Below are 14,921 nucleotides of genomic sequence, written 5' to 3' on the forward strand. Positions count from 1 at the left end.
GCGGGGCAGGGCGCCGGCCGTGGGGGGCGTCAGTTGGTGTTCGGGGCGAAGCGGACTCGGCCGCCGATCTCGATCGTGCCGTCCGGGCCCGGGGCCGTGAGGATCTGGGAGCCCGCGCCCTGGGTGATGTTCAGGGAGCGGTTCAGCTCGGCCGTCAGCAGGACGGCCGCCGAGCCGGTGGCCTCGTCCTCGGTGATCGCCCCGTCGGGACGGCGCGGGAAACCGCGGGCCCGGATCCGGCCCGCGGCCTCGTCCTCCCACGCCCAGGCGTACAGCCAGCCCTCGCCCGGCGGGGGCGCGGGCAGCGCCTCGACCTCGGCGGCGTCGGCGTACTGCTCGGTGCGCTTGCCCTCGACCCATTCGGGGCGGGCCGTGATCCAGGTGAACTCCCCGTCGTCGCGCGCCCATACGGTGCCGGCCGGGGGCTGGAGCTCCTCGATGTCGAGCAGCCAGGCGACTCCGACCAGCGGGTGCCCGGCGAAGGACATGCGGGTGCCGGGGGTGCGGATGTCGACGACCCCGCGCTCGGGGTCGTCGACGAACACCGTCTCGCTGTAGCCGAGTTCGGCGGCCAGCGCCTGCCGGGACGCGTCGTCGGGGCAGGTTCGGCCGTCGCGCACGACGCCGAGCAGGTTGCCGTGGCTGCCGTCACCCGCGCAGAAGACCCTCAGGACGTCCAGATCGTTCACGCGGGAAATTGAAGCACGGCTCAGCCCTGGGCCGTACGCCGCCTGCGCGCGATGTACACCGCGCCCGCACCCGCGGCGACGATGGCTCCGGAGGTGCCGAGCAGGGCACCGGCCGGGATCTCGGCGCCGGTGGAGGCGAGGTTGCCGCCGACGCTGCCGCCCGAACCGCCCGCGGCGGCCGGGGTCGTGGCGGTAGTGGTGGGGGTGCTGGTGGGCAGGACGGCGTCCTTGTCCACGGAGACCGTCAGGTTGACGTCGTCCACCCGGTCGCCGGCCTTGTAGATGGAGCCGTTCGTGTCGTTGGCGAAGGTTGCGGCGCCTTCGGCCGTGAGCGCCGTACGGACGGCGTCCAGGGCGAGCAGGCCGTCCTTGGTCTTGTACTCGGCCTTCGACAGGTCGAGCGTGGCGAACGGGACGTTCGCCTGGGTGGCGGTGGCCGTCTTCACGTCCAGGACCAGGGTGCCGGTGGCGCCCTCGGTGTCGATGCGGACGTTGCCGAAGGTCATGTCGATGCGGTGGGCCGCGTACTGGAAGCGCAGGTTGCCCGCGAAGGAGGCGTTCAGCTTCTGCTTCTTGGTGTCCAGGGTGCCCTTGCCGCCGCCGAAGGCGAAGCTGTCGCCGTTGGCGACCGCGCCGTCCGCCGGGGTGACGGTGCCGCCCGCGCCCTGCACGTAGTTGCGGAAGGACTCCTTGACGCCCCAGGCCAGCTTGCCGCCGAGGATCTGCTGCGGGCCCTCGGCGGCCGGGGAGCCCACGGAGGCCGACGGGGAGGCCGACTTCGACGGGGACGCGGACGGCGACGGGGACGCGGACGTGGAGGTCGACGGGGACGGGGAGGGCTGCGGCGGGAACTCCAGGACGGCCGTCAACGGGTCACCGGTCTTGCCCGCGTAGGTGTCGGAGCCGAGCAGCTTGCCGGCCTCCGCGGTCAGGGTGGTGACCAGGTCGGTCATCGGCCCGCGGCCGAAGGCCACGTCCGCGAAGGGGACGTCCGCGGTGAGCTTGCCGTCGCGGGTGACGTCGACGAGGAGCTTCTTCGTGCCGGTGTCGACGCGCAGGTTCGCGAGCTTCACCTCGAAGCGGTGCGCGGCGGACTTGAAGGTGACGCTGCCCTTGAAGGCGGCGGTCACGACGTGGCTGGTCCCGTCGTACTGGCCGGTGGCCCCGCCGAACCTGAAGCCCTTGTCGGTCTTCGTGGCGCCGTCCGCGACGGTGATCTCGCCCTGGGCGATGGTCGTGACGTAGGTGCGGTAGCTCTCCAGGACTCCCCAGTCGAGGGTGCCGCCGATGACCGGGGTCGGCGCGGGCGCCTCCGCCGCGGGCGCTGCGGCTGCGCCGCCCGCCGCGGTGGCGGGCAGGACGAACGCGGTGGCGCCGATCGCCGCGGCGGTGGCGATGGCGGCCGCTATGGCGATGGGGCGGCGGGTGGAAGACATGGCAGAGATCTCCTGAAACGGGGCGAAGGAGGAGGAGCGAGGGAGGAGGAGGGAGGAGGAGGGAGGAGGAGGGAAGACCGGGGGGCGCAGGGCAGGGCAAAGCGAGCCCGGGCGGTGCGGTGCGGGGCGCTGCGGGCGGTGCGGGCGGTGCGGTACGGGCGCTGCGGCGGTACGGGGTCCGGATCGCGGGTCAGCCCCGAGGAGCAGCCCCATCGGTTCCGGCGGAGCCGGAGGAGCCGGCGGAGCCGGAGGCCTCGGTGGGCCCGGCGGCCTCGGCGCCAGGCGGTCCGGCGGCCGCGACCGGCTCCGTACGCCGGTTGCGGACCACCAGGAAGGCGGCTCCGCCTGCGAGTACGAGGACGGCCACGGCGAGAGCGGCGTACAGGCCGGTGTTCGAGGCGTCTTCGGTCTCCTCGGCGGCGGCCGGGGCCGGTGCCGAGGGGGCCGCGGGCGTGGCCGTGGAGCCGAGGTTCGGCAGGGCCGGGAGCTTCGCGGCGCCGTCGAGGACTACGGCGAGCGAGACGGGGTCCATTTCCGTGCCGGCCTTGTACATGGAGTTGAAGGCCTGGGCTCCGCCCTCGGTGAGGGTGGCCGGGGCTTCGGCGAGGGTGGCGAGGCCGCCCTCGGCCTTGAGGCCCTTGGCGTCGAACTCGACGAGTGCGACGGCGCTCTTGGTGTCGGCCCCGGTGGTGACGTCGGCGGAGAGCACGCCCTTGCCGTTCTCCACCCTGACGGTGAACTTGGCGAGCTTCATGTCGAGGTGGGCGCCGGTGAAGTGGACGGAGCCGCCGAACGCGGCGTCAAGGGTGCCTTTCCCGCCGTCGTATGCGCCCTTGCCTTGCGGGAAGCGGAACAGCGCGCCGCCGTCCTGCGCGCCGTCGGCGAGCTCCCACTTGCCCTGGCCGATCGAGCCGGAGACATACTCGCGGAAGGTGCGCCGCACCCCCCAGTCCACGGCGGCGTCGGTGAACGCTCCGGCGCCCTGCGGGGACTGCGAGGCCTCCGTTGCCTCGGACGGAGCGCTCGGCGTCTGAGCGGGCTGCTCGGCCGCGGGGGCGGCCTTGACGTCGACGGAGAGCGAGATCGGGTCGAGCTGCGCGCCGGCCGCGTAGTAGCCGGCGAAGGAGTGGGCGCCCTGGTCGGTGAGGGTGGCCGGGATGTTGGTGAGGACGATCGGGCTGCCGCCGCCCTTCATGTTCACCCCGCCCAGGCTCAGCTTGGCGAAGGGCACCTGGGAGGCGGTGGTGACCGCTCCGCCCTCCTTGGCCTTGCTGGAGACGTCCACGTAGAGGGTGCCGCTGCCGCCGCTGATCTTGACGGTCGGACGGCTGACGCCGAGGTCCAGCTCGTACGAGCCGTCCGGCTTCTGGTGGCCCTGGAAGGCGACGCCGCCGCTGAAGGAGGCCTGCAGGGAGCCGGTGTCCGGATCGTAGGAGCCGTTCGCGGAGTGGAAGCGGAACAGGCTTCCGCCGACGGTGGCGGCGCCGTTCCTCAGCTTGAACGCGCCTTTCGCCACCGGGCCGGTGACGTAACTCTGGAAGGAGGATTTGATGCCCCAGTCAAGCCGGCCGCCCTCCACGGTGCGGCCCGCAGCCTGCGCGGCGGTCGCCGGGAGCAGGACTCCCAGCAGGGCCGCCAGGGTCGCCAGCAGGGCGACGGCGGACGCACGGGTGGGTCTTGCGGACATGAATGCCCCTCCAGGGTCTAGCAAGTGAGGTTAGGCTAACCTAAGCTACATCCGGCCGGGTGCGAAACCCCCCGGTCCCCGGAACTCGAACTTCGAACCGGGCCACCCCACTTCCAGTCGGACGATCAGGACGGTGCCTTCGTGCCTACGCCCGCCGCGTCAACCCGCGCGCCCCGACTCGCCCTTGCCGTGACCTCCCTGGTCCTGGCACTCGGTGTGGCGGCCTGCGGAGGTACGGCCGCCCCCGCCCACACCGCCGGCGCCGGCGCCCCCGCCGTCCCGGACCGGGTGGAACCGCTCGCCCCGGCGCCCGTCCCCGCGCTGCCCGCGACCGTGGCCTCGGCGGACGGCACCCGGGTCACCATCGCCTCGGCGGACCGGGTGGTGCCGCTGACGGGCAGCCTCAACGAGATCGTCCACACCCTGGGACTCGGCCCCAAGGTCGTCGCCCGGGACATCACCGCCACCTTCGAACAGGCCGCGGACCTCCCGGTGGTGACGCGGGGCCACGACGTCTCGGCCGAGAGCGTGCTGTCGCTGCGCCCGACGCTGGTGCTCGCCGAGAGCACCTCCGGCCCCGCCGAGGCGATCGAGCAGATCCGCGACGCGGGCATCCCGCTGCTGGTGGTGGCCCCGGCCAAGTCCCTGGACGACGTGGCGAAGCGGACCGACGCGGTCGCCGCCGCGCTGGGCGTCAAGGACGCCGGAGCCCTGCTGAACCAGCGCACCGCCGAGCGCATCGCCGCCGCCCGCAAGGGCCTGCCCGCCTCGGGGAAGAAGCCGCGCGTGGCCTTCCTCTACCTGCGCGGCACCGCCTCCGTGTATCTGATGGGCGGCTCCGACTCCGGTGCGGGCTCGCTGCTGGACGCGGCCGGCGCGGTGGACACGGGCCCGGAGTCGGGGCTCGGCAAGGACTTCACCCCGATCACGAGCGAAGCCCTGGCGGCCGCCGCGCCCGACGCGATCCTCGTCATGGCCAAGGGCCTGGAGTCGGTCGGCGGCGTGGACGGCCTGGTGAAGATCCCGGGCATCGCGCAGACCCCCGCCGGGATGGACCGGCGGGTGATCACCGTCGACGACGGGGTGCTGCTCAACTACGGGCCGCGCACCGACCAGGTCCTGACCTCGCTGATCACACAGCTCTACGGCAAGGCGTGATGTGACGACCTCCTACGACAAGGAGCCGGGGGCCGCGCCGCACGGCGCGGCCCCCGGCCCGCAGGACGACGCCCGGGACGGCGCCCGGGACGACGCCCGGGACGGCCGGGACGACGGCCGGGACGACGGCCGGACCGGCACCGGACCGGCCGCCGGCCGCACCGGGCTCCGGCCGGCCCGGTCGCTGCTGCTCACCGCCGGGCTCGGCGCCGTCCTGCTCGTACTCGCGCTCGTGTCCGCGGGGGTCGGCGCCTACGAGATCCCGCTCGGGGACGTACTCGGATCGGTGCGGCACCGCCTCGGGCTCGGGGGCGCCGCCCTCGACCGGGTCGGGGAGAGCGTGCTGTGGAACGTACGGCTGCCCCGCGTGGTGCTCGCGCTGCTCGTCGGGGCCAGCCTGGGGTGCGCCGGAGCGCTGATGCAGGGGGTGTTCGGCAACCCCCTGGCCGAGCCCGGGGTCATCGGGATCTCGGCGGGCGCCGCCGTCGGCGCGGTCGCGGCGATCGGACTCGGGCTGAGCTTCTTCGGCAACTGGACCATCACCGCGTGCGCGTTCGTCGCCGGGCTCGTCACCGTCGCCTCCGTCTACCTGCTGTCCCGCAACGGCGGCAAGACCGAGGTCGTCACCCTCATCCTCACCGGCATCGCCGTCAACGCCTTCGCGGGCGCCCTGATCGGCCTGTTCGTCTTCTTCGCGGACAGCGGCCAGGTCAACCAGATCACCTTCTGGCAGCTCGGCTCCCTCGCCCAGGCCACGTGGCCCAAGGTCCTCGCCGTACTGCCCTGCGCGCTGGCCGGCCTGCTGCTCGCCCCCTTCCACGCCGGCAAGCTGGACCTGCTCTCCCTCGGCGAACGGCCGGCCCGCCACCTCGGCGTCGACGTGGAGCGGCTGCGGCTCGCGCTGATCCTGGTCGTCGCGCTGCTGACGGCGGCCGCCGTCGCCGTGGCGGGGATCATCACCTTCGTCGGCCTCCTCGTGCCGCACCTGCTGCGCATGGCCAACGGCCCCGGCCACCGCTTCCTGGTGCCCGGCAGCGCGCTCGCCGGAGCCGTGGTGCTGGTCGCCGGAGACCTGGCGGCGCGGACCCTCGCCCAGCCCGCCGAGCTGCCGCTCGGCGTACTGACCGCCCTGCTCGGCAGCCCCTTCTTCTTCTGGCTGCTGCGCCGCACCCGCCGCAAGCAAGGAGGCTGGGCGTGAGCGTCCTGTTCGCCGCACTCCGCAGGAACAAGCGGACCGTTCCCGCCCGTCCGGCCCCCGGTGCGCCGCTCGCCGAGGCCGCGGAGGTCCACGTACGGCTCGGGGAGCGCGAGGTGCTCGCCGGGATCGGGCTGACCGTGCGGGCCGGTGAGGTGCTGGCCCTGGTCGGGCCGAACGGGGCGGGCAAGTCGACCCTGCTCGCGGCACTGTCGGCGGATCTGCCGGTCTCCTCGGGGGTGGTCCGGATCGACGGGCGCCCGGTGGGCGACTGGTCGGCCCCCGAGCTGGCTCTGCGCCGGGCGGTACTCCCCCAATCGGCCGCACTGGCCTTCCCCTTTCCGGTGGAGGACGTCGTACGGATGGGCCGCGCCCCCTGGGCGGGCACCGCGCTGGCCGACGCCGACGAGGAGGCGGTGGCCTCCGCCATGGCCGCCACCGAGGTGACGGACTTCGCGGCCCGCCCCTTCTCGGCGCTCTCCGGCGGCGAGCGGGCCCGTGTCGCGCTGGCCCGGGTACTGGCCCAACGGGCCCCGCTGCTGCTGCTCGACGAGCCGACGGCCGCCCTGGACCTGCGCCACCAGGAGCTGGTGCTGCGGATCTGCCGCGAGCGGGCGGCGGCCGGGGACGGGGTCGTCGTGGTCCTGCACGACCTCGGGCTGGCGGCGGCGTACGCGGACCGGGTCGCCGTGCTGCACGACGGCCGGATCGCCGCGGACGGGCCGCCCTCCGAGGTGTTCGAGGACGGGCTGCTGAGCCGGGTGTACCGCCAGCCGGTGGAAGTTCTCCCGCACCCCCGTACGGGGGCGCCGCTGGTGGTCCCCGTACGCGGCGGGCACCGGGCCGACGCCCGGGAGGAGACCGTTCCGCGGTACGGAACGGCGACTACGGCTTGACCTCCGCTTGACCCGGCCATGGGCCGGGGCTGGGTCGACCGTGACGGCTCCGTGTCCGGCGGCGAAAGGTGTGGGCTGAATCACTGGACGCGCGGGTATAGGTCAGGTAAGCCTCGGTTAAGTTAGGTCCGCCTCACCGGCCGTACCCACCTGATCGGGGCGGTCGTCTGCCGAACGCCAGACTGCCAGGAGCCCCCTATGCGTCCCGCCCGCCTCACCGTCGTCACCGCGGCCGCCGTCGTGGCCGCCCTCACCGCGGTCACCGGCTGCTCCGAGAAGAGCGACGCGTCCGGCGACGGCACGATCCGCGTGAAGGCCTCCGACAGCGCCTGCGAGGTCTCCACGAAGGAGTTTCCCGCGGGCAAGGTGCAGATCGAGGTCGAGAACAAGGGCTCCAAGGTCACCGAGCTCTACGTCCTCTTCCCCGACGACCGCATCGTCACCGAGCGCGAGAACATCGGCCCCGGCACCAAGGCCACCATCACCGCCGAGCTCAAGGCGGGCGACTACGAGATCGCCTGCAAGCCCGGCATGAAGGGCGACGGCATCCGCCAGCAGGTCAAGGCCACCGGCACGGGCACCGCGGAGAAGCGCAGCCCCGAGGCCGACGCCGCGGTCGCCGCGTACCGCAAGTACGTGCAGGAGCAGGCCGACGAGACCCTCCCCAAGGCCCAGGCCTTCGCGGACGCGGTCAAGGCCGGCGACGTCGAGGCCGCGAAGAAGGCGTACGCCCCCTCGCGCGTAGGCTGGGAGCGCACCGAGCCGGTCGCCGAGTCCTTCGGCGACATCGACCCGAAGGTCGACGTCCGCGAGGACGGCCTGGAGCCCGGCCAGGAGTGGACCGGCTGGCACAAGCTGGAGAAGTCCCTCTTCGCCGACAACAAGATCGACGACGCGGACAAGAAGCTCGCCGAGACCCTGATCGCCGACCTCACCGACTGGCAGAAGAAGGTCGGCCAGGCGGAGATCACCCCCACCTCGATCGCGAACGGCGCCAAGGAGCTCCTCGACGAGGTCGCCACCGGCAAGGTGACGGGCGAGGAAGAGCGCTACAGCCACACCGACCTGGTCGACTTCAAGGCCAACGTCGAGGGTGCCGAGAAGGCGTACGAGCTGCTCAAGCCGGTCGCCGTGAAGAACGACCCCGCGCTCTCCGCCGAGCTGGACAAGCAGTTCGCGGCGCTGAACAACCTGCTGGAGAAGTACCGCCCGAACAAGGCCGCGTACGAGTACACCTCGTACGACAAGGTCGGCGAGGCCGAGCGCAAGGAGCTCTCCGACGGCGTCAACGCGCTGGCGGAGCCGCTCTCGAAGCTGGCCGCCGCGGTCGCCAAGTAGTTCCGGTAACGGCAGAGCAGGCGGGAGATCTTGGAATGAGCGAGTCAGTGTCCGCACAGGAACCCGGGCAGGGCCGGGAGCCGGGCCCGGCGCCGGACTCCCCGCAGGAGCAGGCCAAGGGCGCGCCCTCGCGCCGTGCCGTCCTCGGCTGGGGCGGCGCGGGCCTCGCGCTCGGCGCCGCCGCGGCCGGCGGCACCGCCATGGCCCTCACCTCGGGACCGGACATGGTCTCGGCGGCCTCCGCCGGGGCGGCCGTGCCGTTCCACGGCGAGTACCAGGCCGGTATCGCCAGCGCCGTCCAGGACCGCCTGCACTTCGCGGCTTTCGACGTGAAGACGAAGGACCGCGCCGAGCTGATCGCGCTCCTCAAGGAGTGGACCGAGGCGGCCCGGCTGATGACGGCCGGCCTGCCGGTCGGCGAGGGCGGCTTCGGCGGCCTCCCGGAGGCCCCGCCGGACGACACGGGCGAGGCGCTGGGCCTGAAGGCCTCCCGCCTCACCCTGACCATCGGTTTCGGTCCCGGGCTGTTCGCCAAGGGCCGCTTCGGGCTGGAGGGCAAGCGCCCCGACGCCCTGGTGGACCTGGAGCTCTTCCCCGGCGACAACCTCGACCCTGCCCGCTCGGGCGGCGACCTGTGCGTCCAGGCCTGCGCCGACGACCCGCAGGTCGCGGTGCACGCCATCCGCCAGCTCGCCCGCATCGGCTTCGGCAAGACGGCGGTGCGCTGGTCGCAGCTGGGCTTCGGCAAGACCTCCTCGACCACGCCCGACGCGCAGACGCCGCGCAACATGATGGGCTTCAAGGACGGCACCCGGAACATCTCGGGCACCGACACCGCCGCCCTGGAGAAGCACGTGTGGGTCGGCGCGGGCGACGGCAGCGACTGGCTGACCGGCGGCTCGTACCTGGTGGCCCGCCGGATCCGGATGAACATCGAGACCTGGGACCGCACCCCGCTCGGGGAGCAGGAGGACATCTTCGGCCGCGACAAGGGCGAGGGTGCTCCCGTAGGCAAGTCCAAGGAGCGCGACGAGCCGTTCCTGAAGGCGATGAAGCCGGAGGCGCACGTCCGCCTCGCCCACCCGGACAGCAACGACGGCGCGACGATCCTGCGCCGCGGCTACTCCTTCACCGACGGCACGGACGGACTGGGCCGGCTCGACGCGGGCCTGTTCTTCCTCGCCTACCAGCGCGACGTGCGCAAGGGCTTCGTGCCGATCCAGCGCAAGCTGGCGAAGTCCGACGTCCTCAACGAATACATCCAGCACGTGGGTTCGGCCGTCTTCGCCGTCCCGCCGGGCGTCCGCGACAAGGACGACTGGTGGGGCCGGACGCTGTTCGCGTAAGGGACGGAGAGAACCCAAGTGTTCAGCAACTACCTGATCGGGCTGCGCGAGGGGCTGGAAGCCAGCCTCGTCGTCTGCATCCTCGTCGCGTACCTGGTGAAGACCGGCAACAAGGACAGGCTGGCGCCGCTGTGGCTGGGCGTCGGCCTGGCCGCCGCCCTGTCGCTCGCCTTCGGCGCGGGTCTCGAATTCGGCACCCAGGAACTGACCTTCAAGGCGCAGGAGGCCATCGGCGGCTCCCTGTCGATCGTCGCGGTCTGTCTGGTCACCTGGATGGTCTTCTGGATGAAGCGCACCGCGCGGCACCTGAAGGCCGAGCTCCAGGGCAAGCTCGACGCGGCGCTCGCGATGGGCACCGGCGCCCTGGTGGCGACGGCGTTCCTGGCCGTCGGCCGGGAGGGCCTGGAGACCTCGCTGTTCGTGTGGCGTTCGGTGCACGCGGCCGGTGACGGCGCGGGCCCGCTGATCGGCGTGCTGCTCGGCATCGGGTCGTCGATCCTGCTGGGCTGGCTGTTCTACCGGGGCGCGCTGAAGATCAACCTGTCGAAGTTCTTCACGTGGACCGGCGCCATGCTCGTCGTGGTCGCCGCGGGCGTGCTCGCCTACGGCGTGCACGACCTGCAGGAGGCGGACTTCCTGCCGGGCCTGGGCAACAAGGCCTTCGACATCAGCGAGACGATCCCGCCGGACAGCTGGTACGGGACCCTGCTGAAGGGCACCTTCAACTTCCAGCCGGACCCGACCGTGCTCCAGGTCGTGGTGTGGGCGCTGTACCTGATTCCGGTGCTCGCGCTGTTCCTGGCCCCGTCGCTGGCCAAGCGGACCCTGGCGGAGCCGAAGCGGGAGCCGAGCAACTCCTGACGCGGGACCCGGACGTACAGGTGAAGGCCGCGAGGACACCGTCCGCGCGGCCTTCGTCGTACCCCGGGCAATCGTTACGGGATCCGCGTGCCCGCGCCGCCCACCCGGACCCGGGGGTCGTCCGAGCGCAGCTCCACGGTCAGCAGGCCGGGGCGGCCCATATCCTCGCCCTGGTGGAGGGTGAGGACGGCGTCGGCCGGGACCAGGCCGACCTCGCGCGCGTACGCCCCGAAGGCGGCCGCGGCGGCGCCGGTCGCCGGGTCCTCGAAGACGCCGCCGACGGGGAAGGGGTCCCGTACGTGGAACTGTGCCGGGCCCGCCCGGTGGACGAGCTGCACGGTGGTCAGGTCGAGGCGCCGCATCAGCGCCTCCAGCCGGTCGAAGTCGTACGCGAGGTCCGCGAGCCGGGCCCGGGTGGCGGCGCCGAGCACCAGGTGGCGGGCTCCGGCGTAGGCGATCCGCGCCGGGAACCGCGGGTCCAGGTCGGCGGCCCGCCAGTCGAGCGCGGCCAGTGCCTCGGCGAGGTCGGCCGGGTCCACGTCCTCGGTGTGCGGCTCGACACTGGTCAGGACGGCCCGCAGGCCGCCCGTCCCGCCATCGGTCACCGACACCGGCACCGTGCCCGCTTTGGTCGCGAAGAGCAGCTCGCCCGGGCCGATCCGCTCGCCCAGCGCCACGGCGGTGGCCACGGTGGCGTGCCCGCAGAAGGGGACCTCCGCCTTCGGGCTGAAGTAGCGCACGGTGAAGGCCCGGCCTTCGGCGCCGCCCAGGCCCTCGGGCGGGGCGGTGAGGAAGGCCGTCTCGCTGTAGCCCAGTCCGGCGGCGATCTCCAGCATGGCGGCTTCGTCGAGGCCGGCGGCATCGAGCACGACACCGGCGGGGTTGCCGCCGGCCGGGTCGTCGGAGAAGGCGGTGTAACGCAGCACGTCAGTCATGATCGTCCCAACCTCCGCCCCCGGTCCGGCATTCCCGGACGGGATCGAGCGGGATCGAGCGGGATCGAGCGGGGTCGGGCGGGGTCAGCCGCGGCCGATGTACGGCATCGCGCTCGCCATCACCGTCGCGAACTGGACGTTCGCCCCCAGCGGCAGTTCCGCCATGTGCAGCACGGTGCGCGCCACGTCGGCGGCGTCCATCACGGGCTCCACCGCGAGCTGTCCGTTGGCCTGCAGGATCCCGGTCTGCATCCGCTCGGTCATCTCGGTGGCCGCGTTGCCGATGTCGATCTGGCCGCACGCGATGCGGTACGGACGCCCGTCCAGCGACAGCGACTTCGTCAGGCCGGTCATGGCGTGCTTGGTCGCGGTGTAGGCGATCGAGTTCGGCCGCGGCACGTGCGCCGAGATCGATCCGTTGTTGATGATGCGGCCGCCCTGCGGGTCCTGGGCCTTCATCACCCGGAAGGCCGCCTGCGCACAGAGGAACGCCCCGGTGAGGTTGACGTCGACCACCGAGCGCCAGGCCTCGTAGGTGATGTCCTCCAGCGGGACGCCTGCCGGGCCGAAGGTGCCCGCGTTGTTGAAGAGCAGGTCGAGCCGCCCGTAGTGCTCGCGCACGGCTGCGAACAGCGCGGCCACGTCGTCCGGATCGCTCACGTCGGCGCGCACGCACAGCACGTCGGCGTCGCTTCCCGCGGCCCGGGCCGCCCGCGCGGTGTCCTCCAGCGGTTCGACGCGGCGTCCGGCCACGGCCACCGACCATCCGGCAGCGGCGAGGGTGAGGGCCACGGAGCGGCCGATACCGGAGCCGGCACCGGTCACTACGGCGATCTTCTTCACACGTGCGTTCATGGGGCCGCAGGCTACGTCACATGTGGTATCTGCCCCGGGACGTTCCGATTGCTGAGAACATGGGGCGGCAGGGGTGCGAAGAGAAGACGATAAGACTGGAGTTCCGTATGCCGGAGAGCGGCCCCGCGACAGCGCCCTCAAAGGACTCGTCGCCCACGAACCCCTCCCCCACCAGCTCCGCCCCCCTGACGGCCGCCCGCAGGACCGGGCTGCTCGTCACCTTCATCCTCGGCGGGCTCACCGCCCTCCCCCCGCTGTCCATGGACATGTACCTGCCGGCCCTGCCGGCGGTGACCACCGCACTGCACAGCCCCGCCGCCACCATCCAGCTCACCCTCACCGCCTGCCTCGCCGGCATGGCGCTCGGCCAGCTGGTCATCGGCCCGATGAGCGACAAGTGGGGCCGGCGCACACCGCTGCTCATCGGCATGGTCGTCTACGTCCTGGCCACCGCCACCTGCGCCTTCGCCCCGACCGCCGAGCTGCTGATCGGCTTCCGCCTGCTCCAGGGCCTGGCCGGCGCGGCCGCGATCGTCATCGCGCGAGCCGTCGTACGGGACCTGTACGACGGGGTCGAGATGGCCCGGTTCTTCTCCACCCTGATGCTCATATCCGGTGTGGCCCCGGTCATCGCCCCGCTCATCGGCGGCCAGGTGCTGCGCTTCGCCGACTGGCGCGGCGTCTTCGTCGTCCTCACCGTCGTCGGCGCCGTCCTGACCCTCATGGTCTGGCGCAAGCTCGAAGAGACACTGCCGCCCGAGCGCCGCCAGACCGGCGGGGTCGGCGCCGCCCTGTCGACCATGCGCGGGCTCTTCGCCGACCGCGTCTTCACCGGCTACACCCTGGCCGGCGGCTTCTCCTTCGCGGTGCTCTTCTCCTACATATCGGCCTCGCCCTTCGTGGTGCAGGAGATCTACGGAGCTTCGCCCCAGACCTTCAGCCTGTTGTTCGGCGTCAACTCCGTCGGCCTGATCGCGGTCGGCCAGGTCAACGGCAAGCTGCTGGTCGGCCGGGTCAGCATGGACAAGGTCCTGGCGGTCGGGCTCGCGGTCATCACGGCCGCCTCGGTGGCCCTGCTCCTCATGTCGGCCGGGGTGTTCGGCGAGGTCGGGCTCCTGCCGGTCTGCGCGGGGCTCTTCGTCCTGATGTCCGCCATGGGCCTGGTGCTGCCCAACACCAACGCGCAGGCCCTGATGCGCGCCCCGCACGCGGCCGGCTCGGCCTCCGCGCTGCTGGGCACCTCCTCCTTCCTGGTCGGGGCGGTCGCCTCGCCGCTGGTCGGTATCGCCGGCGAGGACACGGCGGTGCCGATGGCGCTGGTCCAGCTGACGTGCTCGCTGCTGGCGGTCGGCTGCTTCGTGGGCCTGTGCCGGCCCTGGCGCCAACCCGAGGCGCAGGCGGCGTAAGGCGGGGCGGGCGGACAGCTCGGGCCGGCGAGAGCGCCGGGCGGAGCGGCGGCCGGAGCGGCGGGCGGGCGCGCGGGGCGCCGTAAACTTCGTGGGTGAACGCCTCCCCGGTCCCCGCCTCCGTCCCCACCACCGCCGAGACCCTGCGCGCCGCCCTCGGCCGGCTGCTCGAAGGGCTCCCGCAGAAGCAGGCCACGGCCGCGGTGGAACGGCTGATCGCCAACTACCGCGGGCAGACCCCGACCAACGCCCCCGTGCTGCGGGACCGCTCGGACGTGGCGGCGTACGCGGCCTACCGGATGCCCGCCACCTTCGAGGCCGTACGGGCCGCCCTGGACGGCCTCGCCGAGGCGGCGCCGCAGTGGTCCCCCGCCTCGCACGTGGACGTCGGCGGCGGGACCGGAGCCGCGATCTGGGCGGTGGACGCCACCTGGGTCGGGCCGCGCGGTACCACGGTGCTGGACTGGGCCGACCCGGCCCTGGTCCTCGGCAAGGAGCTGGCGGCGGCCTCCGCCTCGCCGACGCTGCGGGCCGCCGAGTGGCGCCGGGCGGTCATCGGCGGCGGGATGACGATCCCCGACGCGGACCTCGTGACGGTGTCGTACGTGCTGGGCGAGCTGACCCCGGAGGCCCGCCGGGCGGTCGTCGCCGAGGCGGCGCGGGCCGGCCGGGCCGTGGTGCTGATCGAGCCGGGCACGCCGGAGGGCTACCTGCGCATCCGCGAGGCCCGCGAGCAGCTGATCGAGGCCGGCCTGCGGGTCGCGGCGCCGTGCCCGCACGACGGGACCTGCCCGATCGAGGTCGGGCAGGACTGGTGCCACTTCTCGACGCGGGTCAGCCGCTCGTCCCTGCACCGGCAGGTCAAGGGCGGCTCCCTCTCGTACGAGGACGAGAAGTTCAGCTACGTGGCCGCGACCCGCTTCCCGGTGGAGCCGGCCGCCTCCCGGATCACGCGCAGGCCGCAGATCCGGAAGGGGCTGGTCCTGCTGGAGCTGTGCGGCCCGGAAGGCGAGGGCCTGACCCGGGTCAACGTGACCAAGCGCCACGGTGACCTCTACAAGGCGGCGCGGGACGCCGACTGGGGCCAGGAGTGGCCGCCTTCCCAGGGGGCCTGAGGCA

Annotated in this window: 13 protein-coding genes; 8 read left to right on the forward strand and 5 right to left on the reverse strand. The window is 73.1% G+C overall.

Annotation, left to right across the window (positions count from 1 at the left end):
* Positions 1–29: 29 nt before the first annotated feature.
* The 3 genes from J7F03_RS23040 to J7F03_RS23050 all read right to left on the reverse strand — a co-directional run bounded on the left by J7F03_RS23040 (position 30) and on the right by J7F03_RS23050 (position 3,812).
* Complete coding sequence (locus tag J7F03_RS23040) at positions 30–689, reverse strand: PhzF family phenazine biosynthesis protein (protein ID WP_214952382.1); 660 nt, start codon at positions 687–689, stop codon at positions 30–32.
* Positions 690–709: 20 nt separating this feature from the next.
* Complete coding sequence (locus J7F03_RS23045) at positions 710–2,125, reverse strand: HtaA domain-containing protein (protein WP_214952384.1); 1,416 nt, start codon at positions 2,123–2,125, stop codon at positions 710–712.
* A gap of 190 nt (positions 2,126–2,315) precedes the next feature.
* Entirely contained in the window at positions 2,316–3,812 is a 1,497-nt protein-coding gene (locus J7F03_RS23050; RefSeq protein ID WP_214952386.1) for an HtaA domain-containing protein, read from the reverse strand.
* A gap of 141 nt (positions 3,813–3,953) precedes the next feature.
* Between J7F03_RS23050 and J7F03_RS23055 the strand changes: the two genes are divergently transcribed.
* The 6 genes from J7F03_RS23055 (at position 3,954) to efeU (ending at position 10,606) form a co-directional block, all read left to right on the forward strand.
* Positions 3,954–4,970, forward strand: a complete 1,017-nt coding sequence (locus J7F03_RS23055) for an ABC transporter substrate-binding protein (RefSeq protein ID WP_214952389.1) — start codon at positions 3,954–3,956, stop codon at positions 4,968–4,970.
* A gap of 1 nt (position 4,971) precedes the next feature.
* Positions 4,972–6,168 (forward strand): iron ABC transporter permease, encoded by a 1,197-nt coding sequence (locus J7F03_RS23060; RefSeq protein WP_214952391.1) that lies wholly within the window; start codon positions 4,972–4,974, stop codon positions 6,166–6,168.
* Positions 6,165–7,061 carry a heme ABC transporter ATP-binding protein gene (locus J7F03_RS23065; RefSeq protein WP_214952393.1) on the forward strand — a complete coding sequence of 299 codons (897 nt, stop codon included), beginning with the start codon at positions 6,165–6,167 and terminating at the stop codon, positions 7,059–7,061. The genes J7F03_RS23060 and J7F03_RS23065 overlap by 4 nt, the downstream gene beginning before the upstream one ends.
* Positions 7,062–7,259: 198 nt before the next feature.
* On the forward strand, positions 7,260–8,399 hold the full coding sequence (gene efeO / locus J7F03_RS23070; protein WP_214952394.1) for an iron uptake system protein EfeO: 1,140 nt from the start codon (positions 7,260–7,262) through the stop codon (positions 8,397–8,399).
* Positions 8,400–8,434: 35 nt separating this feature from the next.
* Complete coding sequence (gene efeB / locus J7F03_RS23075; protein WP_214952396.1) at positions 8,435–9,745, forward strand: iron uptake transporter deferrochelatase/peroxidase subunit; 1,311 nt, start codon at positions 8,435–8,437, stop codon at positions 9,743–9,745.
* 18 nt (positions 9,746–9,763) lie between these two features.
* Entirely contained in the window at positions 9,764–10,606 is an 843-nt protein-coding gene (efeU, locus tag J7F03_RS23080) for an iron uptake transporter permease EfeU (RefSeq protein ID WP_214952398.1), read from the forward strand.
* A 74-nt stretch (positions 10,607–10,680) separates the two neighbouring features.
* Here the strand turns inward: efeU and J7F03_RS23085 are convergent, their stop codons facing one another.
* Both J7F03_RS23085 and J7F03_RS23090 read right to left on the reverse strand, forming a co-directional pair.
* Positions 10,681–11,541: a PhzF family phenazine biosynthesis protein gene (locus J7F03_RS23085; protein ID WP_214952400.1), complete on the reverse strand. Its 861-nt coding sequence runs from the start codon at positions 11,539–11,541 to the stop codon at positions 10,681–10,683.
* An 84-nt stretch (positions 11,542–11,625) separates the two neighbouring features.
* Positions 11,626–12,396, reverse strand: a complete 771-nt coding sequence (locus J7F03_RS23090) for an SDR family oxidoreductase (protein ID WP_214952402.1) — start codon at positions 12,394–12,396, stop codon at positions 11,626–11,628.
* 107 nt (positions 12,397–12,503) lie between these two features.
* Between J7F03_RS23090 and J7F03_RS23095 the strand changes: the two genes are divergently transcribed.
* Positions 12,504–13,802 (forward strand): Bcr/CflA family multidrug efflux MFS transporter, encoded by a 1,299-nt coding sequence (locus J7F03_RS23095; RefSeq protein WP_214952404.1) that lies wholly within the window; start codon positions 12,504–12,506, stop codon positions 13,800–13,802.
* A gap of 95 nt (positions 13,803–13,897) precedes the next feature.
* Positions 13,898–14,917, forward strand: coding sequence for a small ribosomal subunit Rsm22 family protein (locus J7F03_RS23100; RefSeq protein WP_214952406.1), 1,020 nt, complete (start codon positions 13,898–13,900; stop codon positions 14,915–14,917).
* Positions 14,918–14,921: the final 4 nt, after the last annotated feature.

Source organism: Streptomyces sp. ISL-43 (genome assembly GCF_018614195.1).
Lineage (GTDB): Bacteria > Actinomycetota > Actinomycetes > Streptomycetales > Streptomycetaceae > Streptomyces.

Excerpts from the sequence above, each read along its gene's own strand:
- J7F03_RS23045 (WP_214952384.1), bottom strand. The coding sequence starts at position 2,125 with ATGTCTTCCACCCGCCGCCCCATCGCCATAGCGGCCGCCATCGCCACC.
- J7F03_RS23050 (WP_214952386.1), bottom strand. The coding sequence starts at position 3,812 with ATGTCCGCAAGACCCACCCGTGCGTCCGCCGTCGCCCTGCTGGCGACC.
- efeO (WP_214952394.1), top strand. The coding sequence starts at position 7,260 with ATGCGTCCCGCCCGCCTCACCGTCGTCACCGCGGCCGCCGTCGTGGCC.
- efeB (WP_214952396.1), top strand. The coding sequence starts at position 8,435 with ATGAGCGAGTCAGTGTCCGCACAGGAACCCGGGCAGGGCCGGGAGCCG.
- J7F03_RS23085 (WP_214952400.1), bottom strand. The coding sequence starts at position 11,541 with ATGACTGACGTGCTGCGTTACACCGCCTTCTCCGACGACCCGGCCGGC.
- J7F03_RS23090 (WP_214952402.1), bottom strand. The coding sequence starts at position 12,396 with ATGAACGCACGTGTGAAGAAGATCGCCGTAGTGACCGGTGCCGGCTCC.
- J7F03_RS23095 (WP_214952404.1), top strand. The coding sequence starts at position 12,504 with ATGCCGGAGAGCGGCCCCGCGACAGCGCCCTCAAAGGACTCGTCGCCC.